The following is a 23227-nucleotide window of genomic DNA, read 5'->3' on the forward strand; positions in this document are numbered from 1 at the left end:
TCTTGCAACGCAGAGATTAGTTTCCTGCAGCCGCAAGATCAGTTTACCGCACCCGAAGAATTTATAAGATACAAACTTAAACTTAACAATATGGATACTAAGAATTTTGAAAAGAAAATGGAGACCATCAGCCCATTCGAGCTGAAAAACCAATTGATCGATATGGCCGATGAAAGCCTGAAGAAAACTGCCCGCACGATGCTGAATGCCGGACGCGGTAACCCTAACTGGATAGCTACCACTCCTCGCGAAGCCTTCTTCCTCTTGGGACAGTTCGGACTGGAGGAATGTCGCCGCGTCATGAACCTCCCCGAAGGCATCGCCGGCATCCCTCAAAAAGAAGGCATTGCCTCCCGTTTTGAAGCCTTCCTCAAAAAGAACAACGCCGCCCACGGTACCAAACTCCTGGAGCAAACCTATAACTACCTGTTAATGCAACATGCCGCCGACCCCGACTCCCTGGTACATGAATGGGCAGAAGCCGTCATCGGCGACCAGTACCCTGTGCCCGACCGCATCCTGCACTTCACTGAAATACTGGTGCAAGATTATCTGTCGCAAGAAATGTGCGATAACCGCCCTCCACGCGGCACATTCGACCTCTTTGCCACCGAAGGCGGAACCGCCGCCATGTGTTACCTCTTCGATTCCCTCCAGGAGAACTTCCTGCTGGATAAAGGTGACGGTATCGCCCTGATGGTGCCCGCTTTCACCCCCTACATTGAAATTCCGCAACTGAGCCGCTACCAGTTCAACATGATAGAACTGCATGCCGACCGTATGACGGACGACGGGTTCCACCTTTGGCAATACAATGACAAGGACATCGACCGCCTGAAAGATCCCTCCATCAAAGCGCTCTTTGTGACCAATCCCAGCAATCCGCCTAGTTACGCCCTCAGTCCGGAAACGATGGCACGCATTGTCGATATCGTGAAGAATGATAACCCCAACCTGATGGTTATCACGGATGATGTATACGGCACATTCAGCCCGCACTTCCGCTCATTCATGGCTGAACTTCCGCACAATACGCTTTGTGTCTATTCCTTCTCCAAATATTTCGGAGCTACCGGTTGGCGTGATGCCGTCATCGCCCTGCACGAAGACAACATCTACGACAAGCAAATCGCCCACCTGCCGGAAGATAAACGCAATGCGCTGAACCGCCGTTACTCAAGTCTGACTCTGCATCCCGAAAAAATGAAGTTTATCGACCGCATGGTAGCCGACAGCCGACAGGTTGCACTAAACCATACCGCCGGCCTGTCATTACCCCAACAGATGCAAATGAGTTTATTCGCTTCCTTCGCCCTGCTGGATAAGGAAAATAAATATAAACTGAAGATGATGGAAATCATTGAAAAACGTCTGCATGCCTTGTGGGATAATACGGGATTCACGTTGATAAAAGACCCACTCCGTGTAGGGTATTATACAGAGATCGACATGCTGGTATGGGCAAAGAAATTCTATGGAGATGATTTCGTAGAATACCTGAAACGTACCTACAGCCCGCTGAACGTCGTATTCCGCCTAGCGAAAGAAACGTCTCTCGTCCTGCTGAACGGCGGTGGTTTCGATGGTCCGGAATGGAGCATACGCGCCTCGCTTGCCAACCTGAACGAAAAGGACTATGTGGTCATCGGCCAGGGCATCAAGCGGATTCTTGACGAATACGCAAAGGCATGGAAAAAGACTACGGAAAAATAATGCGGAACCGTGTCAACCCATCACTATACGTGCGTAGAGAGAACGTACACCCATGACGGGTAAGCACCTCGCGAATAAACACCAGACCGATTCCCTGCCCGTTCGGTTTAGTGGAAAAGAAGGGACTGAAGAGCTTTGCTTCAGTCTCTTTTGTTATACCGGGGCCATTATCTACCACTTCAATCGTGGTAGGAGCGATTGTACGGACTACAACCCTACCCTGCTGGATCGTTCCTTCGGGCGCATGTTCGATACTTTCCGCAGCATTCTTGATAATATTCACCAATACCTGTTCCAGCAATGCCGCATCAAAGCGTACCGGTTCCAGCTTCGGATCACATTCCAGCCAGAGAAGAATATTCCGGTCGTTGCACATACCCTCCATAAAGCGTTTACACGTGGAAGCCAGTTCATTCAGTTTGCCCGTAACCAAGGTGGGCTCAGGAATTTTCACAACATCGGCAAAACGGGTGATAAAGCGGCTCATGGAGAAACAACGTTCGGTACAAATGCGCATCACATCGCAGATATCCTCCATATCCTCTTCGGTGGAAAGGGCTTGTTCCACAGTATCAAGGGTAGATGTAATACCCGCCGTCGTATTGTTCACTTCGTGCGCAATCATGCGGATCACCTTCTCATACGCTTTCTTTTCAGCACGCATCACCTCGTCCGTCATCTTCTCTATCAGATAGAAAGGATGATGAAAACCTCTGTCGATAAAGGAGGAATGGGTACATTTATAGATATTCGAGTCATTCAGACGCACTACTGCCGTCTGATCTTTTGAGATATTCGCCAGTTCTTCAGCCAAAGGAGAGTCTATATTCTCTATTTTCTTTCCCATAATCTCTTCCAGACGTACTCCCATCATCTTCAATCCCATCGGATTAAGCTGGGATATTTCACCGTTCAGTGTGGTAATGACAACTCCCATCGGCGAAGCCTGGATTAGCAAGTCCAGAAAATGGTTTTGCTCGCGCAGACGCAAACGTTCGTTCTTCAATTGCTCCATCATACGGTTGAACACATTTACAATGCGGTCCGACTCGTATTGCCCTACTTTGCTGAGCCTGCTGCTGAAATCCTGTTCGCGCAGCAATTCCATGCCGCTGCCGATAATATTCATCGGCTTCACGATTTTACGGTAAAAGACAACCAGAAACACCAAGATACACGCAATGATCCCCTCTACAATGTAAAGATGCAATATCTGCATCCCCTTCGCCAAGTAGAGAAGAGCACCACCTAACCCCAAGAGGAAGAGGACAAGTATGGAGAAATAGAACTTTATTCTCACGATAGTAGTGATTAGGAGTTAATGATTAAATCACTTTTCATTAACCGTTATATTAAACTTTTCCAGTCGGCGATAGAGCGCGGCACGACTGATGCCGAGTGTCATAGCTACCTGACTGAGATTTCCCTTATGGCGATCGAGTGCCTGCAAAATAGTCTGACGCTCTATTTCATCCAGCGTCATGCCTGCCAGAGACGATGATTCCGAGGCCTTCACCGGTTCATCATGACGCAGATATTGTGCATCGAAATCCGAAGCATCCAGTGTCGGCTTCCCGCTGACGAGAATCGTACGCTCCACAAGGTTCTTCAATTCACGGATATTTCCCGGATAAGGCAAACGGGAAAGGAAGTTCAAGGCATCCGCCGAAAATTCCGTGCGGGGTAGTCCGTTGATCTCTGCCTGACGGTCGGCAAAGTGACGTGCCAGCAAAGGAATATCTTCACGGCGTTCGCGAAGGGCAGGCAGCTTAACGGTTATCAGATTGATACGATAGAACAAATCTTCGCGGAATGTACGTTCCGATACCATCTTGCGGAGGTCGGCATTGGTGGCGGATACCACACGGATATCCGTCTTGCGGGGACGGCTGTCACCCAGCACTTCAAACGTCTGATCCTGCAATACACGAAGCAGTTTCACCTGGCAGGAAGGATCAAGGTCACCAATTTCATCCAAGAAGATAGTACCCTTGTTGGCAAGTTCAAAGCGCCCTACACGGTCTGTTGTCGCATCCGTAAAAGCACCTTTCTTATGACCGAACATTTCACTTTCAAAAAGACTCTGCGAGATACCACCCAGGTTGACTTTTACAAACGGCTGTTTCACCCGCTGGCTGTTGATGTGGATGGCTTCGGCAATCAATTCCTTACCTGTTCCACTCTCACCGGTAATCAGCACCGAAGCATTGGTACGCGCAATGCGTGCCACCGTATTCAACACTTCCATCAATCCCTGAGATTTTCCGATGATATGGCTGCGGTTCAACGTCTCACTCTGTTCTTCCGGTGCATCTTTCGGGACGGCAGTCAGTTCAAGGGCTGTCTCGATGCGTTGCAGCAAAGCAGCATTGTTCCACGGCTTCGTGATAAAGTCGAACGCGCCTGCCTGCATACCCTGCACGGCAAGTTGTATACTACCCCATGCTGTCATCAGGATAACGGGTACATCAGGGCGGAATATTTTCACTTGCTTCAGCAAAGTCAATCCCTCTTCTCCCGTTGTGGAAAGGGTGAAGTTCATGTCCATCAAAATGAGGGCAGGTGCCTCGGCACGCACCACATCCATTGCTTCGCGCGGTCCGGGAACAGTTTGCGCCTCATATCCTGCACGTTTCAGCATAAAACTGAGGGAAGAACGTACGGCACTATCATCATCGATTATCAGTATCATAAGATTTCGTTGTTTTATGGTTTGCAAAAATAAACGATTTCACACAGAAAGCACAGAATAACACTGTTTTTTTCAATAACAAGCGAAAAACGGTTATGAGTTATAAGTTATTATTCATAACTCATAACTCAAACTCAGTCTCTCACAATTTCTTCAAAGTCCGCCTCCAGTTCGCAATTCCGTTCAAAATCCCAAAGTGTCAGACTGCGGATTTGATAGAAATAGTACCAATAATAATAGAGCTCGGAAATATGTTTCTGTCTTGCTTCATCTTTTGATTTCTGTGCGTCGTTCAGGTCCAGCGTACTGATTTGTCCGATCATAAAGGTTTCCACACTGGTTTTATAACGTTTCTCGGCAATGCCGTCAGCTTCCTGTGCAATACCCAATTGTTGTGCCTGATTATTGAAGTTCGCTACGAGCAGGAAGATATCCTGATTGAAGTCCATCTGTTCTTGCCGGATTCTGGAAAGCACCACTTCACGGTTACTCTTTGCCACACGCACTTTTCCTCGGCGTTTTCCCCAGTCCAAAATAGGAACTTTCACACCTACCTGTACAATCTGGTTATCGAGCAGATCTTTGTAAGCGGAAGTAAAATCACGATTCTGCCCCGTATACCCCACGCTGGCAAACAAGTCTATGCTGCGCAGATTTCCACGGGCCGTAGCCACTTCATAATCTGCTTCCAACTGGCGGCGACGGATATTCTGTGCAAACGAGTTCCGATCCAAAGCCTTGTTCAATACAAGATTATATTCCATCTTCATATCCGGTGCCGAGCTCGGCAATATCGGATTCAGATTCTCGTCCTCCGACAAACCGAGGAAGGAACGCAACTGGAACATCTTCGCATTCAGGTTACTCTCCGCTTCCGTCACGTCCGCCTTGCCCTGCAAAGCATTTAACTTCAACTGTAACAAGTCATTTTCTGAAATCTGCCCCATCTTGCGCTTTGCCATCGCCACTTCATAGAGGCGGTCGGCATTCACTTTATTCTGGTGAGCAGTTTTCAGATTTTCTTTAGCCAGCAGCAGATTGAAGAAATAAGTGATTGTCTTCATCGTCACCTGTTCCGTAGCCGTGATAAAAGCGGCTTTTGCTTCTGCATATCTCACCGGTTCGATACGGCGGTTCCACTTCAAGTTATTCACTCCAAAGATAGGTTGCGTCAATTCCAGGCTTACGGGGACGGACATAAACCGTTTATCTCCTCCGGAGCCTAATTGCTTGATATATTCAAGAGAAGAGGCCAGTGACAGTTTACCGCCCGTAAACCATAAGTTCTGGTCTATGGAGAGCGTTCCGGAAAGTCCCAGCGTATTGTTACGCACGAATGAGTAGGAACCATCCGAATTTTGATATCTACTGTAAGATTTATTGTAATTGGGTAAAGTACCGTTCAGATTCACTTCCGGTAACAGGTCGGCACGGAAAGTACGATATTCCCAGTATGAAGTCTTCAATTCATTCAGCGCTACGGCGGCATCCACTGACTGGGTACGTGCCAAAGCTATCGCTTCATTTAAAGTGATGAGACGTTCACGTTCGTTTGTCAATGTATCGTTCTGTGCAAAAGCGGCGAACGGAAATAGCATCCAAGCTGCGAGTAAAATATTCCTTTTCATGTTTATCAAAAAATAGTTGTAAACAGAAAAGCAAAGAGCGTGCCAAAGCGCCAGGATGCTTCTGGGCAGGGATAGGTGTTCATTATCGGACAGTGGGGATGTCCATTTCTGAACGATGAGAGAAATATGAAGTATTAAGTATAGCTACGCTGTGACTCTGCATAGCTATACTTAATACTTAATATTTAGATTAAAGCACTCCCTTCGAACTCGGCAATTCAAAGTGATAGATATCCCTCTTCACCGCCATCTTTATAGCGCGGGCCAGCGCTTTGAAAATGCCTTCTATCTTATGGTGCTCGTTCTGGCCTTCCGCTTTTACATTCAGATTCATCTTGGCAGCATCGCTCAGGGATTTGAAGAAATGCAGGAACATTTCTGTCGGCATTTCACCAATCTTTTCACGAATGAACTCTGCATCCCATACCAGCCAGGGACGTCCGCCGAAGTCCAGGCAAACCTGGCAAAGGCAGTCATCCATCGTCAGGGCATAGCCATAACGCTCGATACCACGCTTATTTCCCAATGCCTGATAGATGCAATCGCCTAATGCAATCGCAGTGTCTTCTATGGTGTGATGCTCATCCACTTCCAAATCACCTTTCACATGGATCGTCAGGTCCAAACCGCCATGCTTGCCTATTTGTTCCAGCATGTGATCGAAGAAACCCAGTCCGGTATGGATGTCGCAGGCACCGTTACCATCCAGATTCAGAGACACGAAAATGTCCGTTTCCTTTGTTGTACGGCGTACTTCCGCTTTCCGTTCTCCGGCAAAAAGGAATTCGGCAATTTTATCCCAATCTTTCGTGACAAGGGCACATACCTCTTCCAGACCTTCGCAGGCAGCAGTTCCACCTTTGGATTCCGGTTTCAGCAATGCAGTATCATTCTGCAAAAAAATAGCCCGGCAACCCAAGTTCTTAGCCAGTTCCACATCCGTCGGACGGTCACCGATAACGAAACTTCCAGCAAGATCGTACTCCGGATTATTCAGATACTTCGTCAGCATTCCTGTACGTGGCTTCCGGGTAGGTGCCATATCTTCCGGCATACTACGGTCGATGAAGATTTCATCAAACGCAATCCCTTCACCTTCCAGCGTCTTCATCATCAGGTTATGCGCAGGCCAGAAAGTTTCTTCCGGGAAAGATGCCGTGCCCAACCCATCCTGATTGGTCACCATCGCAAATTCGAAATCCAATTTGCTACGGATAAAGCCCAGGTTACGCATCACTTTGGGATAAAACTCCAACTTTTCCAGTGAATCCAACTGGTAATCTACGGGCGGTTCAATCACCAAAGTCCCGTCACGGTCTATAAATAATACTTTCTTACTCATAGCTTTTCAACGCTTCTATCAGTTTATCATTCTCCATCCTCGTTCCTACCGTCACACGCAAGCAGTTTCCGCAAAGCGATATAGAATTACGGTTGCGGACGATGATCCCCTCTCCTACCAGATAATTATAAATTTTCACCGCATCCGTCACCCGTGCAAGGAAGAAATTGGCATCAGACGGAAATACTTCCACCGTCAACGGCAGTTCGGAAAAACGTTTCTCCAAATCCTCGCGTTCCTCTTTCAGCCTCTTCACCCAACGCTCTATCTCATAGTACTTATGCAACATCTCTATTGCCTGTTTCTGAGTCAGTTGGTTCACATTGTAAGGGTACTTTATCTTGCTCAGGATACCGATGATTTCCGTAGAAGCGAACGCCATTCCCAGGCGGATAGCCGCACAGCCCCATGCTTTAGAGAAAGTCTGGAACACAACAAGATTCGGATATTTATCTAAATCCAGCAAGAACGACGGAGATTCAGAAAAGTCACTGTACGCCTCATCCAGTATCACCAGCCCTTCAAACTCACGCAGCAACTTCTCTATCTCACTGCGCAACAGATCGTTTCCCGTAGGATTATTGGGCGAACACAGGAATATCAGTTTCGTCCGTTCATCCGCAGCTGCCAGCAACTTGTCTGCCGAGAACTGAAAATGCCCGTCGAGCAGGACTTTGCGATACTCCACATTATTCACATCAGCACACACCTGATACATGCCGTAAGTAGGATCGATAGCCACCACATTGTCCAATCCCGGCTCACAGAAAGCACGGAAAACAAGATCAATAGCTTCGTCGCTACCATTGCCCAGGAAAATATGCTCGGGAGACACTTTCTTTATCTTGGAAAGTTCCGCTTTCAGTTCCCACTGCATCGGGTCGGGATAGCGGTTGTGCGGCAAGTTGTACGGGTTCTCGTTCGCATCGAGAAATACCGATGCCGTTACACCTTTATATTCATCACGCGCCGAAGAGTAAGGTTTCAGCTTCCAGATATTCGGACGGGTCAATTCTTGCAATGTTTTCATGATCTATAAATATGATAAAGTATTGAACACTAATTACGCGAATTACACAAATTTCATCTTTACCCTTATTCGTGTAATCCCTGTAATTTGTATTCTATATTGTTTTTAATCTCACTGTTACCGCATTTTTGTGCGCATCCAGATGTTCGTTCGCCGCCATCTCTTCAATGGCAGGGCCGATATTCTTCATTCCTTCCTGACGGATTTCCTGGAACGTAATCTTGCGGATAAAACTATCCAGGCTCACACCGCTATAAGCTTTCGCATATCCGTTCGTCGGCAAGGTATGATTCGTTCCCGAAGCATAGTCTCCCGCACTTTCCGGAGAGAGCGATCCCAAGAAAACCGAGCCCGCATTCACCACACGTTCTGCCACCTGCATATAGTCCGCAGTTTCCACAATCAAGTGTTCGGGCGCATATTCGTTCGTCAGTTCGATGGCCTCTTCCATATCCTTCACCACAATAAGCTTACTGTTGGCAAGAGATTTCTCCGCAATTTCCTTACGTGGCAGAAGTTCCAGCTGACGTCCCACCTCCTCTTTCACAGCCTGTTGCAAAGCCTCCGAAGTGGTAATCAGCATTGCCTGACTATCCACACCGTGTTCAGCCTGGCTCAGCAGGTCCGCAGCTACAAATACCGGATTCGCCGTTTCATCCGCCAACACTTCCACTTCCGACGGACCGGCAGGCATATCAATCGCCACATCACGCAGACTGACCAACTGTTTCGCTGCCGTCACATACTGGTTTCCCGGACCGAATATCTTGTAAACCTTCGGCACGCTTTCCGTCCCGTAAGCCATCGAAGCAATAGCTTGCACGCCACCTGCCTTGAATATCCTATTCACCCCTGCCACCTGTGCAGCAAAAAGAATAGCTGGATGCACCCGTCCTTCTTTATCCGGCGGTGTACAAAGCACAATCTCCTTACAACCCGCAATCTTTGCAGGCACAGCCAGCATCAGCACCGTAGAGAACAGAGGAGCTGTTCCTCCGGGAATATACAATCCCACCTTTTCAATAGCCACCGCCTTTTGCCAACACGTCACGCCCGGCATGGTTTCCACCTTCTTGCCCTCAAAGCGCTGTGCGGCATGAAAAGTCTCTATATTCTGTTTAGCCAGACGGATAGCCGCCTTCAGTTTTTCATCCACCAGCGTCTCCGCCTCTTTCAGTTCCGCCTCTGTCACCGCCAGCGATGTCAGCTCCGCCTTATCAAACTTTGCCTCCATCTCCAGCACCGCACGGTCACCGTCCGACTTCACGCGGTCTATAATCTCCCGTACTGTATCGAACAGATTCTCAGTATTCATCACCGGACGTTTCAATATCTCCGCCCACTGTGATCTATCCGGATTATTAATTAATTTCATACCCTATTCCATTTTTTATATTCATTCTACACCATCACCCCGAATGGTTCCCGGCCTCACTGTAGGAGCGTCAAACTCCGGAAGTGCAGCCTTGAGTTTTTCTTTTGGTATCTTTTCTTTTGTCTCAAGACAAAAGAAAAGTACATCACAATATCATTTTCTCAATCGGCAGCACCAAAATCCCCTCTGCCCCCAGCGACTTCAACTTTCCGATAATCTCCCAGAAGCACTTTTCATCCAGCACCGTATGTACCGAACACCAGCCCTCCTGTGCCAACGGCATCACCGTCGGGCTCTTCATACCCGGAAGCACCTGGATAATCTCTTCCAAACGTTCCTTCGGTGCATTCATCAGCACATACTTCTTATCTTCCGCTGTCTTCACAGCATTCATACGGAAAAGCAACTCTTTCAGGATCTCCTTTTTCTCGTCACACAGATTCCGGTTACCAATCAACAGCGCCTCCGATTTCATCACCACTTCCACTTCTTTCAACCGGTTGCTCACCAGCGTAGAACCCGAACTAACAATATCAAAAATCGCATCCGCCAGCCCGATGCCCGGTGCCACCTCTACCGAACCTGTAATCACGTGTATCTCCGCATTCACATTCTGCGTTTTCAAGAATGTGCTGAGGATGCCCGGATACGACGTCGCAATCTTTCGCCCTTCAAACCACTGCACACCCGGATATTCAACATCCTTCGGAATAGCCAGTGACAAACGGCACTTACTGAATCCGAGACGCTTTACAATCTCCGCATTTTCATTCTTCTCCACATATTCATTCTCGCCTACGATACCTATATCCGCCACGCCTGTTGCCACTGACTGCGGAATATCATCATCACGCAAAAATAATACCTCTACAGGAAAATTAGACGATTGTACCAGCAGTGAACGTTTCACCGCATTCAATTTGATATCCGACTCTCCCAGAAATGACATCGTCTCGTCATAAAGACGACCTTTAGCTTGTACTGCAATTCTTAATAACATAATCTTATTTATAATTTTACGATTTAACTACTCACAAAAACTAAACTAGACTTAACTAAACTCTTGAAAACAAAAAACGAGGCTTGCCATTATCCGGCAAGCCTCGTCGTTTATATGTTTATTCATTATGCACATACAATCATACGCCTACCGATTATTCGTCAGGTAATGATGATGGTGATGATGTGCAACAATATTTTTCATACAATTCTTTTGTTTTGATGCGACAAAAGTAAACTATCCGTTTGAAACTTCCAAAGATTTATCACAAAAAGTTTCGTTTTCCTATCATTTTCTTAGTTTACGTTACAAGTTACACTGATTTGCACAGAACAATTTATTATGAGAAAGAAAGGAGGAAAAAGAGTGAGCAAACTTAAATCAGCGGCAAAATCTCCTCTTTCTCCACATCGCAGTGATGAAAGTGCATTTCCTGCTCTGCCTTCTCCTTCGGGAAAGTGAAGTAAGTACATACCGCCTCCGAGCACACCTCTCCCGCCTCATTATAAAGTTTCGCGTCGATAATCACGATATTCCGCTTCTGCTCGCGTATGGAAGCCCGCAACACTACATGTGAGTCTGTAGTCGACACCGGTTTACGAAAACGAGTTTCCATCTTCGAAGTCACCCCGCTTGTCTGCAACTTACGCACTACCACCCATCCGCAAATTTCATCCAGCAGCACCGACTGAATGCCACCATGCAACGTATTCAGCCAACCCTGATACTCAGGACGCGGCTTCCAGATGCTCACCACCTCGTCGCCATCCTCATAAAACTCCATTTTCACACCGGACTCATTATTGGGAGCACAACCGAAACAATTGTATCCTTCCAAATCTTTCCATGGGTTAATAATCTTCTTCATACAATTTCGTTTTTATTATAAATGGGTATGCGGACGACGCGGATAAGACGGACGAACGCGGATTTTTATCTATCAATTATAATATGTATATTCACGCTCTTCGTACACCACAGGCACATCGTCTATATACTTGATTCTGATTTTCCAGTTCCCCTGATCGTCATTATGGAATTTATAGACATATTTCACTTCTTCGGTTTGCCCTTCCGGACACTCTGTTCCGGAAATCAGTTCCCCTTTGGTATTGTATCGGTACGTATGCTGGCTTTGAGGTGTACCATCCGGTGAAAAATATTCCTCAAACACTACACGCCCCTGAAAATTATAGCCTCTCCGGACAGAGCCAACCGGATCAGATCCTTCGGGTTGCAATAACACTTTCCGCTCTATTTGCTGCCCATAGGAATCATATATATAACGGAATTCACTACATTTTGTTCCATTCGTCAAGTAACCGGCTTCCTGTACCATATTACCTTCTATGTCGTAGCGAAATATATCCCGTTGTATAATTTCACCCTTATCATCCAGTATCGAACAGTGTTTGAGACGCCCCTCTTTGTCATATCCATAATTCTTGTTTACCGTCAGCACCCCCGCCGGTGTATAATGGCTTTCTTTCAACAAATTCCCAGTCTCATCATATTCATACTGAATCTTTTCCCGGCATACTCCCGCTTCCGTAAACCGTTCCTCTTTTATTTTCCGTCCGTTTTCACCAAACTCGTAAACGAAGAACTGTCCTTTCTTCTCTCCCTTATCCACCGCCTGCGGACCTTTGGCAATAGCAATGTACGACCTTTGCTGTACCTTCTTCACTTTACCGCGCACGGGTATTTTCTCCCGGTCATTTCCACCGCCTGCATACTCTATATCCCTGCGGATAATGAAATTCGGTTCTCCAGACTCATTGCAACCTTCAAAACGCTCTGTCCAGTTACCCGCTTCATCTATCTTCCGAATCGGATTCTTCTGATTATTATCTTTTACCACCCGCATCTTCCCAAGCCGCAGTACCCCCTTTCTTTTCAGAGTCAGTGTATCCCAACTTTCAACCCGGTATTCTCCCACACGTTCCATATTCCCATCCGGACCATCTATCAGGATTACTTTCTCCGGCATTCCCTCCGCATTGTACAGCACTTGTCTGCCCCATGACCTATTTTTCACATAGTCTTTGGAGTACTTTTTCAACACCTTTCCCGCTTCATCGTACAGCGCAGAAACAATCTGAAGCGTATCTTCCTGCCCGTTCATAGAGACAATGCTATTCAAACGCCCCTTTTCATCATACGTATAATTCCAGCAATCGCTGACTCCCCTGTCCGCAGTCGCATAAATCTCGCGCGACACCTGTCCGGCAGAGTTATACACATACACCAGCTTGCCATGCGGACTGCCATCCGGCTTCAGCCTGTTCTCTACCATCGTACGGCCTTTGCTGTCATACTTCACGAATGTGATATAATCCACCACCTTACCGGTCACCCACGTAGTATCCTTCAGTAGCGGCTCATACACCACCGTACGTATGTTTTTAATCCCCGGCTGATCCTGGGCGCGAAGTACAGCCGAACCGGCTGCCAGCAGAAGAAGCAAACCCAATATTTTACATCTCTCAGAAATAAATCGGTATCTCATATTCAATAGTGTTTTTCAATATGTTGCCACAAATGTAACAATACTTCGGCACGCACAAAAAAAGACGGGGAGTTTTTTACTCACCCGCCTTCATTCAAACGTTGCCTAAACCTAAAATTCCGCATTTACGTCAAAACAAGGGCACTCTTTCATCCTTTCCCAAGGATCTACAATACCGTTGTAGTTTCTATCAGGGCTCAGATCCCGGTGCCCCACCACCCGAGCCTCCGGATAACTCTGCAAAAGGTCCGCCACCAGTCTGTGCATCGCCTCTTTCTGCCGCAAAGTCCGCGTGTCGGCGGGACGTCCGTTCACATCCAAACCGCCCTCATAACACACTCCCAGACTGTTTGCATTGTATCCGCGGGCATGCGCTCCGGGCACATCTTCCGGTCTCATCAACTCCACCTGTCCCGACTTTCGGATATAATAGTGATATCCCCACGATGAAAAGCCCCTGTAACGGTGTGCCGTATCCACGTCCTGCGCACTGAAATCACTGTCCGCCCTTGTGGCGGAACAGTGAATAATAATCAGATCGATCTTTCTCATAACCGGTATGTCCATTTATATCGTCATAGCATGTGCACTCAGCGCACCCAACAAAGCAGAAGCCATCGCAATTACAATTTTCAATACCGTATCCCAAGTAATCTTCTTCATAACGATCAGTTTTTAGTGATTGAATTTTTTATTCTTTAATTTCTAACACCTCTGGCGTTAGAATCTATCCCAACGGATCATCTTCAATTCCTCCGTCCCCACTGCCGGAGCCTCCTCCCTCCGAACCATTGCCGCCCGAAGCCGAACCCTGCAAACTCCGGGTCAGCACACGGGTATACGCCATCGTCTTGGCAATATCCGTCAATCCCTTGCCCGGGCGAAAGTTCACTCGTGACTTCTTGATCATAGACGCAGTAAAGTCTTCCGCTTTTTCCACCCCCTTACTGCTGAGTCCCATCTGCAAGGAACCCAAATCTCCCAACCTCACGATGCGTCCCGCTTTCAGTGCACGTTTCGCTTCGTAAATGATGCCCGCCAATGCAGCACGTACATCAGTTTCCGTACACGTGGTACGTCCCGTTATCGCCTCGCACATTTCGTCGAAGTCCAACTCGCCCGAAGCTTGCGCCAAGGCATAATACTTACTCGGCTCATCCTTCTTAGAAGGATTTTTACGAGCCACCACCGAATAATTCATGGATGTTGCCATATCGATTAAATTTTAAAGTGAGTGTAAACCATCTATTTACACTGCAAATATACCGGATCGAAGGTACCCCTCAATCGCCAATGAAGTTTTACGAATATTATTGAAATAAACACATCCCAAAACTTTTACAGACCGTTTATTTTCAGTAAATTTACATCATATAAACAATCAATAAATACCAAAAAATGAAAGAAGAAAAAGGCACTTTCACAGTGCGCAGTTACACTAAATCGGAACTCGCTCATCTCTACAATCCACAACTGACCCTTAAAAATGCCACCCAAGTACTTCGCCGCTGGATACTCCACAACGCCGAACTGCATGCTGAACTGATTCTGTTGGGTTATCAGGACCGGAACCGTATTCTCACTCCCCGACAGGTAAAAGTTATAGTCGACCATCTGGGCGAACCTTAAACTTAACTTTACGTGAAAAGCAAAAAGTTACTCCCCGTTATCGGACACATTCGTTAATTTGCATCAAATTTTTTATAAACAATGAAATATTCGTATTATCAAAACAAGAAAAAACCGCCTGTCGGCGAAGTAACCGACGAAGAAGTGGTCAACATCATCCGCCATGATGAAAAACTGGCACACATGACCCTTGACATCCGACAGCACCTCACTGCCAATGACATCGCAACCGCTGATTTCATAAAAGGAGAACTCCCCTCCGTCACCTTCTCCGCCCGCTTCATAGGTGGGCGCCGGTATGACAAACTCATAGAGTACAACGGAGAAATCCCCATCGACCTCGACAAGAAAACTCCCGAAGAACTGGCACGCATTTCAGCAGCCGTCACGAGAAGTCCGTTCACCCATATCAGTTTCACCAGTCCGAAAGGCAACGGCTATAAACTAACCGTACAAACCAGCCTGCCCGACGGCACCCTGCCGCAGTCTCCCGAAGAAGTGCGCAACTACCATGCCCACGCTTACGACCAGGTTGCGGCACTCTACGAGGAGCTTTGCCAAACGGACATCGACGAATCGGGCAAAGACATGACACGCATCTGCTATCTGCCCCATGATGAAAACGCCTACTTGAATCCCGCCCCGCAGTTTCTGATTGTCGACCTCAACCGTCCGCTCAGAGAGAAGAAAAAGAAAACTCCCGGACGAAAAAAGGCTGCCGCAGCAACGACAGATACCACCCGGTGCAAAAAGCCTTCGGACAACATCTCTTATCCCCAAAGCGAAAGCCGCTCCCTGCTTGCTCTCCTCCTTTACTACCACGATCACAAAAACAAGTACGAAGAAGGCAACCGCAACAACTATCTGTTCCGGCTGACCTGCACATACAACGCTTACGGCATCCCAAAAGAAGAAGTCGCCCCTTTCCTGCGCCTCAACTTCACCGATATGCCGCCCGAAGAGATAGACTCCCTGACAGACAGCGCTTATCAGCATACGGATGAATTTAACACACGCAAGTTGAGAACCTCGCAATGGAACTTCCTCCGCATCGGACAGTATATCAACAGTCATTACGAAACGCGCTACAACCAGATGAAGCACCGCATGGAATGCCGCAAAAAGGGTGAAGATGATTTCGTCATGCTGGATGACATGGTAAGTAACAGCATCTGGATGGAACTGAACGAAGCCGGTTATCCTTGCAGCGTCAAGAACATGGAGAACCTGATCTACTCCGATTTCAGTTTCTCCTACCACCCCATCCGCGAATATATGAATCATCTGCCTCCATGGGACGGCATCGACCACATAGGCTGCCTTGCCGAAAGCGTCCACACCATCCCCGCCCAGAGAGAATTCTGGCTGAAAGGTTTCAGGAATTTCCTGGTAGGTATGGTAGCCGCCGCCACGCAAGAAGAGGTAGTGAACCACCTTTGCCTCCTGCTATGCAGCAAGCAGAACCTGGGAAAAACCACTTTCATCAACAACATTCTGCCGCGTGAGTTGCGAACCGATTATCTCAGCACCGGCATCATCTCCGCCGGAAACAAGGACGACCTCTCCCGCATGTCGGAATATATGCTTATCAACTTCGACGAATTCGAAGGCATGACGGGGCATGAACTAAGTCTGCTGAAGGACCTCATCACCCGGAAGTTCATCAGCATCCGCCTGCCTTATGCCCGCCACACCCAGAACCTGCCGCACTGGGCTTCCTTTGCCGGCACCTGCAACTATCCGCAAGTGTTGTACGACCCAACCGGCAACCGCCGGTTCCTCTGCTACGAAATTGAAAAAATCGACCGCCTCGAAATCGACTATCCACAGCTTTATGCCCAGATCAAGCATCTGCTGGACAGTGGTTACCGCTACTGGTTCGAAGCCTATGAGAACGATGAGATAGAACTCAACAACAAGCCTTTCCTCTTCCAGACTCCCGAAGAGGAAATGGTACTGACGCACTTCCGCAAACCGGAACGCTTCGAGAGTTTCAAGTACATGACGGTAAGTGAAATGGCGGAGGAAATCCGGAACAGAACCGGCTATCAATACAACCATGCCGGAAAGATTCTGATAGGAAAGATCCTCACCAAATATGGTTTCCAGTATGTGACAAGCAAGAACATGAGGCGCTACGAGGTGATACTTCTGGAGGCGGAAAGTGTGAGAAATAATCAGTTGTATCAATAAAGATATACCATTAACCGGATATGTACATCCATAGATGAACCGTTAAATAATTCCCAAAAAGAGAAGAAAAAGAAAGAACAACTTCTCTTTTCGGGAATTATTGACTATATTTGTACTTAAATAAAGAAAACATGAATATTACAGGATCTGAAAAGTTTGAGAAATTCTGCAAAAAGCACAATGATGCACAAACTGCTTTAGAGAAGTGGGTTGAAGAGGTAACAAAAGCTTCTTGGAAGAATCATAACGAATTGAAAAACGATTATTTGTCTGCGGACTATGTAGGGAACAATCGTTATGTATTCAATGTCAAAGGCAATAAATATCGCCTTATTGTTTTGGTTGTATTTTTTGCAGGAAATATCGATATTCGTTTTGTTGGAACCCATTCAGATTATGATGCAATTGATGCAAATAAAATAAAAACTATATAGGAGGCATATATATGAAGATTAAGACAGAAAAAGAATTCCGCGCTTATCAAGCAGAAATGGAAAGCATTATCACTAAAGGTACATCTTTAGGTGATATGGAATTATTGAGTGAGGAAGACAAAACAAAATACATAGCCCTCTCTCAAGCCATCAGCGAATGGGAGGCTGCCTATCATCCACTACCCGGAAGAGTTTCAACTTTGATTATTGATGCTATTCGGGCAAAAATGGAAGCGAATAACTTAAAGCAGAAAGAAACAGCTAAATGTCTGGGAATATCAGAATCCAGAGTCAGCGATATCCTGAATGGTCGTCGTTCATTGAATCTTAATATCGTGAAAAGGTTACGTGATAACTTAGGCATACCGGCTGATTTCATCTTAGATAATATTTCATAAAGTGAAATCATTCTACACTTTCAAACGCATCGAATGGTTAGGTCGAAGTGGGTTATTTCTATAACTTCCCGAATATGTTTAACTATAGTAAGTAATCACTTTCTATTTTTATCTTCCTCACGAAAGTTTTAGAAAGTAACCTATCTCTACCTAACCATCCCAATAAAAAAGACATCGTTACCATTATTCATAAACAAAAAGTATGATGAAATAAAAGCCTGAGAAACAGAGTTCAAAAAGTTGGCGGAAAGTCTCAAAAAAGCGGCGAAAAATTTGAAAAATACCACCATGTTTTCCAAATCTTTCGCCACTTTTTACTATAACCTCCTTATGAGATTTTCTCTATAATTCTTTAACTGTTATGCCAAAACTGCGGCAGGATTGTTCGTATACTGCTTTCAGATCTAAGTTCATCAGTTGTTCAATCACAGAACGACCTTTCGCACTAATGCCTTCATCAAACAGAAGTTGATTTTCTATTTCAGTGACGGTAGATCCTTCAATAACTGTTGAATGGGTAATAAGAGAATACATACAGTTACAGTATACGAGCATAGAGATTTCCTATTCTTTAAACCTTATCTCATAACTTTTAGTTACTGCTGAAAAGCGTTTATTATTCAAGAGGTCCTCCCCTTCTTCAAACATAAAAAGATTTCCAAGATATTTGATTCTTCTTAGTTCTTCATTTAGCGTGTTAGTCACAAAAATAATATGGTAAAACTTCTTCTCCTGCTTGGCTTTTTCTATCTCCGGTATCGTTATTTCAAAACAATTCTGATTATCTGCTTTTCCCTTAACCTCAACGAAATTTTTATTTCCAGTTCTGTCAGTATATTCGATATCATACCCCAATCCATCAGTCCCATGCGGATTGTAACCAGAATAAGCAGGTTCGACACGGGCAGCATATCTTGATACCCATTTAACATTTTCTATGTTCTGATCTTCCTGCAATTTCTCATAAACGATCATTTCAGCTACCATCCCTATAATTAGCTTCTGCCTATTATTCTTTTGCCCATCATATTTGAAAGAGCCATCGCCTGTTCCATATTGCTTGCCTGTTAATTGCATTTTTTCCGGTACACGACTAGGTTTGATATTCTCAATAACTGGCTTGCATTGATTAGCATATTTCATAGCTACCTGTTCCGGAGGAAGCTGTAATTCTTTAGTAGATATATTTTCTCTCTGATCTATTAGCCATTGCTTCATTTCTTTTGAAAGGAGTTTGATATGATTGAAATAAAGCAAACTTTGCCTTCTTTTATCTTCAATGAAAAGAGTTAATTCCTCTTGAGAATAATCTGTACCTGATAATAAAGAAATTAACCTATCCAAATTTTTCCGATAAAGAGATTGAAGATCGAATAGTATCTTTATACTAAGATCAGTCAAAGTAAAATCCATATAAGGGTAAAAGTTATTAAGACATTCTATAAAATGAGCTTTTACATCTATCCAGATAACATCTTGAGATACTACAGGATGAAAGGCACTGGTATATTGATATATCCATCCTTGATAAGTTGACTGTTCCTCCAGCGATAATCTACTCAACCTTTGGTAAAGAATAAACATAAACTTATTTTCAAATTTATTCTTTTCCTGATTAAGTAGATTCTGATAATAAGGATAGAAATCTACTTCCGGATATATATGCAAATTAATCTGCTCTCTTGATATGCCAAGTTTGTGAAATAAAGAAGATAACAGCGGAACATTTTCGTACCGATTGATATTATCAAAATTAACTTCTTCATTTATCTTTCTTACAGCCTCAAGTTCCAATCCCGCCAATGAAGCTATTTCTTTTATATCGACCGTATCATTCACAATAATCCGATCAAAATTGGGTGTTTTTTTTGTGATAAAAACAGCTTGCCAAAACTTCTGTAGCTGGGTAAAATCTGGAGCATACAGTATTTGCCGGATTTCCTCTATCCGAGTAACTGATATGTCATAGTCTGCAAGGTAATCTGCTTTATTTTTTGATTTTATAAATTTCCACAAATCAATATTGAATCTTTTTAAATCACGATCCAGCATACTCATAAACAATTCTGTCAAACAGGCAGCAATAAGTTTCGGTTGCCTTAAACTGTCGTTCTTAATATGGAGAATAAAATTTCTTCTGGTTTTCTCAATATAATAATCAGATTCAATAATCAAACCAGACAGTTCGCCAACAAATATTTCGGTCTCTACTTTTTCTTTTTTCCAGACCTCTACAAGCTTCAGCGCTTCAAGGTATGAAGACATAGAAATATCAAAATTATATTCCAGCAATGCAATTGCTGGCGGCAAGTCAGTAAAAAACTCTATTAAAAAAAATTCCTTTAAGGCAGGAGATTCAACTAAGTTTTTAGTTATTGAGTTAGAAAAACGTCTCCCTATTTTTGCCGCAATTTTCCCAAATGTATTCCTATCCCGATTGGTGAAATGCGGTTGTATTTCTGCTCGGACAGATTCAGGTAACAAGTCATAGTTAAGTTTATCGTCAATATAATAGATATTTTCCGGATACTCCCATTTTGACCTTCCAATGGTTTCATTAATGGCCAACATAGGTGTATTGCAAATTGTCCTCACCTCATTATCCGAAATCTCATTCTTGTCATAGAAATCGAAAACCTTACTTAATATGCGATTATAGAAATCTGTAAAGTCCTTCCCTTCAGGTATATATTTATGGTATCTATTATAAATATGTTTGAGAAGCCGATTAAAATTATCCACAGTATTTCCATCCAGATGACATAACCCCACCGACTCTATAAAATCACGGTTATTTTCAAAATCGATTGGAAACAGCCTGAGATATTTAGATATAACTTTATTATGAACTTTTGAAATATCAGCTAAACGCATTCCTACAATATACGCCAGTGAATACACTTTTTCATCGTCATCCAAGACAATCCACCGTATCTTGGACAATTCTTCGCAAAATGATGAAAATTTCATTATTACAGAGGATTGGGCGTCGTGCTTATAGCTAAAACCATTGGAATATTTCATTTTAGGCAACCACGTAGCGCTCATAAGGGATTTATAAAGTTCCCAATTTTCTACAATTGTATCAGTAAACCATTTTGTATACTTTACGGGTTTGTCCAGCATACGGTCATTCTCAATATAAAAAGGCGTATCACTAAGGTGCGTGTTACGCTGGATGTGCTTCACCCGGATATTACCATTTCCACGGGATGCGGTCTGCACATCACTGCTGATATAAAATGCCGGTATCTCCCATACTCCACACAACTTAAGGAAATCTTCAACACAAGTTTCCGCTTCTATTTCTTCCTTTCCCGGTTCCTCTTGCTTAAATACGGTTTCATCAACAAAATAGCCCTCAGGATATAATTCCCGCAATTCTTCTTTATCAAAATAGACCGGATGCTTAAAAGGTGATATCCAATCTTTTTGGCCTTTGACAGGAAGCTGTATCTTTTCTTTTATATCCAGCTCGGATCGTGCATCTTGTGGATTCAGATGATAGATAGCATTCAGTATATCTACATTAGGAACAGTCTTTTCATCGAATAATTTTAGCAACCTTCGGATCAACTCATTAGTATTAAACTCTTTCACCGCAATACGTGTCTCTCTAATTTCGAGTTTTATACCATTATGCATAAAGTGCACATACTTCTGGATGCTGGCAGGTAGTGAAACCGGATTCCTCCGACCTCCATAAAAAACATCCTCATCGTCGGATATCAATTTCCAGTGATTGGTCAACAATATCCTCTTGCCTGAGACATTTAAATTTTTATGCCTATCAATATATCGGTAAAGGTTCTGAAAAAAGTCAAGATTTTTAGATTTTGCCTGTTTTTTAGCCTCTTGTTCGATGCCACTGGCAATATCTTCATAACTTAAGTAATATATATCAAACTCTGCTATCAACCATTCAACGACAGGGGCCGACCCAATATAGATAATTGGTTTACCATCAAACCGATCATCAGGAAAAAGTCCTTTATCGAATCCATCTGCAACAATCACTTCTGATGTTTTATAATATTTCCGTGAGTGTTGATCATAAATGAATTTTTGCCCCTTCAATGTCTCAACCAGTCCATCATAAAGTTCTTCCAGTCCGGCGTCTTCATTCCTTTTAAAACAAAGAATTTCGTTTGTATTGTATTTTCCCCTCTTTAATAATTTCAGCATATCACTCCCAATATACTCACCTATTTTACGAAGCAGGTATCGGTTCAAAGGTGACTTGCGAAGCCGTGTTCGTTCCGGATTAACTAAAAAATAACTATGTATCATAAAGCGAAAGCCGGAACGAATATTGAGAGGGTAAAACAAGTACAATTTTGCATTTGCATCAGATACAAATAAATTATTCTCATCAAGTTCAAGCACAATATGAATATCAATAGATGTGCTATTACTGTATATTTCCTTTTCTTTTCCTTCAAGACTATTCAGAATATCGTCAGGAAGAAAGTTTTTTTCATTTGGGACGTAATACCTGAATCGGTTCAGTATTTCCTTACCATTATCAACAACTATAAGATTTTTCCGGATATCCTTCTGGATATTATATATCGTCCTTTGAGTTGGAGTTGTAAAATCTACTTTCTGTATGTTACCCAACAACACAAGTTGCTTGGCTTTAATTTCTCCGAAATCAGCACAAATTTTTTCTTCTGCAAAACTTTCTTTAAGAGGAAGTTCAATCTTTGTGACAATACCTTTCTCTCGCTCTTCGCTTGTCAATGCTCTTGAACGGTAATGAGGGAAAAAGAATAATGGCAATTGATTTTCAACAAGGTTACTATTATACTGACTCAGCACTTCCATCGTAAGCTTTCTATCAAAATATATAGCCCCTTCAGTGGTAACGATACGAGGTGTATCTGAAACTTCCAGCGTCGATTTAAAACCAATACCTTTGAATCCAATAAAGTCTAGGCTTTGTTTCGGACTCTGCCCAATGGAAGTGATCGATGCAATCCCCTCCTCACTGAAAGGAGCACCAGTGTTTGCTATTGACAGTACATTGTCTTTAAGTTCAATATAAATATCCCCCTCTTGTGATGCCTCCTTGTTGGCGTCTCTCACATTTTGTATTAATTCGAAGAAGTAACGACCTTCATACGCTTGTTGAAGATATTTTTCTGCTTCACAGATGGTTTTCAGTCCCCGTTCAGAATTCCTACAGGAATCTTCAAACAATGATAATGTTTTTTCCTTTATACCCATAAAACCAGTTTGTCTCAAGATTTATTTTCCCCTCACGACTATTCCACAAGATTAA

Annotated in this window: 18 protein-coding genes and 1 pseudogene; 5 read left to right on the top strand and 14 right to left on the bottom strand. The window is 44.2% G+C overall.

Annotated features, from left to right (window positions below; all coding sequences use genetic code 11):
• Positions 1-90: 90 nt before the first annotated feature.
• Complete coding sequence (gene aspD, locus BACINT_RS13670) at positions 91-1713, top strand: aspartate 4-decarboxylase (RefSeq protein ID WP_007664056.1); 1623 nt, start codon at positions 91-93, stop codon at positions 1711-1713.
• Here the strand turns inward: aspD and BACINT_RS13675 are convergent.
• The 12 genes from BACINT_RS13675 to BACINT_RS13725 form a co-directional block, all read right to left on the bottom strand.
• Positions 1700-3013, bottom strand: a complete 1314-nt coding sequence (locus tag BACINT_RS13675; protein WP_007664057.1) for a sensor histidine kinase — start codon at positions 3011-3013, stop codon at positions 1700-1702. The genes aspD and BACINT_RS13675 overlap by 14 nt on opposite strands.
• 30 nt (positions 3014-3043) lie before the next feature.
• On the bottom strand, positions 3044-4405 hold the full coding sequence (locus BACINT_RS13680; RefSeq protein ID WP_007664058.1) for a sigma-54-dependent transcriptional regulator: 1362 nt from the start codon (positions 4403-4405) through the stop codon (positions 3044-3046).
• Between the two features lie 134 nt (positions 4406-4539).
• Entirely contained in the window at positions 4540-6033 is a 1494-nt protein-coding gene (locus tag BACINT_RS13685) for a TolC family protein (RefSeq protein WP_007664060.1), read from the bottom strand.
• A 190-nt stretch (positions 6034-6223) separates the two neighbouring features.
• The gene (gene hisB, locus BACINT_RS13690) at positions 6224-7375 is read right to left on the bottom strand and encodes a bifunctional histidinol-phosphatase/imidazoleglycerol-phosphate dehydratase HisB (RefSeq protein WP_007664062.1); all 1152 of its coding nucleotides are present in this window, start codon (positions 7373-7375) and stop codon (positions 6224-6226) included.
• Positions 7368-8405 (bottom strand): histidinol-phosphate transaminase, encoded by a 1038-nt coding sequence (gene hisC / locus BACINT_RS13695; RefSeq protein WP_007664064.1) that lies wholly within the window; start codon positions 8403-8405, stop codon positions 7368-7370. The genes hisB and hisC overlap by 8 nt, the downstream gene beginning before the upstream one ends.
• 94 nt (positions 8406-8499) lie before the next feature.
• Entirely contained in the window at positions 8500-9780 is a 1281-nt protein-coding gene (gene hisD / locus BACINT_RS13700) for a histidinol dehydrogenase (RefSeq protein ID WP_007664066.1), read from the bottom strand.
• 145 nt (positions 9781-9925) lie between these two features.
• Positions 9926-10780 (bottom strand): ATP phosphoribosyltransferase, encoded by an 855-nt coding sequence (gene hisG / locus BACINT_RS13705; RefSeq protein ID WP_007664068.1) that lies wholly within the window; start codon positions 10778-10780, stop codon positions 9926-9928.
• 376 nt (positions 10781-11156) lie between these two features.
• Positions 11157-11648, bottom strand: a complete 492-nt coding sequence (locus tag BACINT_RS13710; protein WP_007214527.1) for a PaaI family thioesterase — start codon at positions 11646-11648, stop codon at positions 11157-11159.
• A 72-nt stretch (positions 11649-11720) separates the two neighbouring features.
• A complete protein-coding gene (locus BACINT_RS13715) occupies positions 11721-13289 on the bottom strand; it encodes a hypothetical protein (RefSeq protein WP_007664071.1) in 1569 nt (522 codons plus the stop codon).
• A gap of 111 nt (positions 13290-13400) precedes the next feature.
• Positions 13401-13841: an N-acetylmuramoyl-L-alanine amidase gene (locus BACINT_RS13720; protein WP_021968154.1), complete on the bottom strand. Its 441-nt coding sequence runs from the start codon at positions 13839-13841 to the stop codon at positions 13401-13403.
• Positions 13842-13856: 15 nt separating this feature from the next.
• Positions 13857-13952: a smalltalk protein gene (locus BACINT_RS24210; RefSeq protein WP_021968155.1), complete on the bottom strand. Its 96-nt coding sequence runs from the start codon at positions 13950-13952 to the stop codon at positions 13857-13859.
• A gap of 64 nt (positions 13953-14016) precedes the next feature.
• Positions 14017-14502 carry an HU family DNA-binding protein gene (locus tag BACINT_RS13725; RefSeq protein WP_007664074.1) on the bottom strand — a complete coding sequence of 162 codons (486 nt, stop codon included), beginning with the start codon at positions 14500-14502 and terminating at the stop codon, positions 14017-14019.
• 185 nt (positions 14503-14687) lie between these two features.
• On the opposite strand from BACINT_RS13725, the gene BACINT_RS13730 reads away from it, so the two are divergent.
• From BACINT_RS13730 to BACINT_RS13745, 4 genes are all read left to right on the top strand, one after another.
• Positions 14688-14918: a DUF4248 domain-containing protein gene (locus BACINT_RS13730; protein WP_021968156.1), complete on the top strand. Its 231-nt coding sequence runs from the start codon at positions 14688-14690 to the stop codon at positions 14916-14918.
• 81 nt (positions 14919-14999) lie between these two features.
• On the top strand, positions 15000-17111 hold the full coding sequence (locus BACINT_RS13735) for a BT4734/BF3469 family protein (protein WP_007664077.1): 2112 nt from the start codon (positions 15000-15002) through the stop codon (positions 17109-17111).
• 131 nt (positions 17112-17242) lie between these two features.
• Entirely contained in the window at positions 17243-17545 is a 303-nt protein-coding gene (locus tag BACINT_RS13740; protein WP_007664079.1) for a type II toxin-antitoxin system HigB family toxin, read from the top strand.
• Between the two features lie 11 nt (positions 17546-17556).
• Positions 17557-17943, top strand: coding sequence for a helix-turn-helix domain-containing protein (locus BACINT_RS13745; RefSeq protein WP_007664081.1), 387 nt, complete (start codon positions 17557-17559; stop codon positions 17941-17943).
• A gap of 378 nt (positions 17944-18321) precedes the next feature.
• On the opposite strand, the pseudogene BACINT_RS13750 reads toward BACINT_RS13745, so the two are convergent.
• Both BACINT_RS13750 and BACINT_RS13755 read right to left on the bottom strand, forming a co-directional pair.
• Positions 18322-18477 (bottom strand): annotated as a pseudogene (locus tag BACINT_RS13750) (Fic family protein); the annotation flags it as partial.
• Between the two features lie 30 nt (positions 18478-18507).
• Positions 18508-23172: a protein NO VEIN domain-containing protein gene (locus BACINT_RS13755; RefSeq protein ID WP_007664085.1), complete on the bottom strand. Its 4665-nt coding sequence runs from the start codon at positions 23170-23172 to the stop codon at positions 18508-18510.
• Between the last annotated feature and the right edge of the window lie 55 nt (positions 23173-23227).

It is taken from the genome of Bacteroides intestinalis DSM 17393, from assembly GCF_000172175.1.
In the GTDB taxonomy this organism is placed as follows: domain Bacteria; phylum Bacteroidota; class Bacteroidia; order Bacteroidales; family Bacteroidaceae; genus Bacteroides; species Bacteroides intestinalis.

What these genes read in the sequence shown, in the direction of transcription:
- aspD (WP_007664056.1), top strand. Translation starts at nt 91, where the DNA reads ATGGATACTAAGAATTTTGAAAAGAAAATGGAGACCATCAGCCCATTC.
- BACINT_RS13680 (WP_007664058.1), bottom strand. Translation starts at nt 4,405, where the DNA reads ATGATACTGATAATCGATGATGATAGTGCCGTACGTTCTTCCCTCAGT.
- BACINT_RS13685 (WP_007664060.1), bottom strand. Translation starts at nt 6,033, where the DNA reads ATGAAAAGGAATATTTTACTCGCAGCTTGGATGCTATTTCCGTTCGCC.
- hisB (WP_007664062.1), bottom strand. Translation starts at nt 7,375, where the DNA reads ATGAGTAAGAAAGTATTATTTATAGACCGTGACGGGACTTTGGTGATT.
- hisC (WP_007664064.1), bottom strand. Translation starts at nt 8,405, where the DNA reads ATGAAAACATTGCAAGAATTGACCCGTCCGAATATCTGGAAGCTGAAA.
- hisD (WP_007664066.1), bottom strand. Translation starts at nt 9,780, where the DNA reads ATGAAATTAATTAATAATCCGGATAGATCACAGTGGGCGGAGATATTG.
- hisG (WP_007664068.1), bottom strand. Translation starts at nt 10,780, where the DNA reads ATGTTATTAAGAATTGCAGTACAAGCTAAAGGTCGTCTTTATGACGAG.
- BACINT_RS13710 (WP_007214527.1), bottom strand. Translation starts at nt 11,648, where the DNA reads ATGAAGAAGATTATTAACCCATGGAAAGATTTGGAAGGATACAATTGT.
- BACINT_RS13715 (WP_007664071.1), bottom strand. Translation starts at nt 13,289, where the DNA reads ATGAGATACCGATTTATTTCTGAGAGATGTAAAATATTGGGTTTGCTT.
- BACINT_RS13720 (WP_021968154.1), bottom strand. Translation starts at nt 13,841, where the DNA reads ATGAGAAAGATCGATCTGATTATTATTCACTGTTCCGCCACAAGGGCG.
- BACINT_RS24210 (WP_021968155.1), bottom strand. Translation starts at nt 13,952, where the DNA reads ATGAAGAAGATTACTTGGGATACGGTATTGAAAATTGTAATTGCGATG.
- BACINT_RS13725 (WP_007664074.1), bottom strand. Translation starts at nt 14,502, where the DNA reads ATGGCAACATCCATGAATTATTCGGTGGTGGCTCGTAAAAATCCTTCT.
- BACINT_RS13730 (WP_021968156.1), top strand. Translation starts at nt 14,688, where the DNA reads ATGAAAGAAGAAAAAGGCACTTTCACAGTGCGCAGTTACACTAAATCG.
- BACINT_RS13735 (WP_007664077.1), top strand. Translation starts at nt 15,000, where the DNA reads ATGAAATATTCGTATTATCAAAACAAGAAAAAACCGCCTGTCGGCGAA.
- BACINT_RS13740 (WP_007664079.1), top strand. Translation starts at nt 17,243, where the DNA reads ATGAATATTACAGGATCTGAAAAGTTTGAGAAATTCTGCAAAAAGCAC.
- BACINT_RS13745 (WP_007664081.1), top strand. Translation starts at nt 17,557, where the DNA reads ATGAAGATTAAGACAGAAAAAGAATTCCGCGCTTATCAAGCAGAAATG.
- BACINT_RS13755 (WP_007664085.1), bottom strand. Translation starts at nt 23,172, where the DNA reads ATGGGTATAAAGGAAAAAACATTATCATTGTTTGAAGATTCCTGTAGG.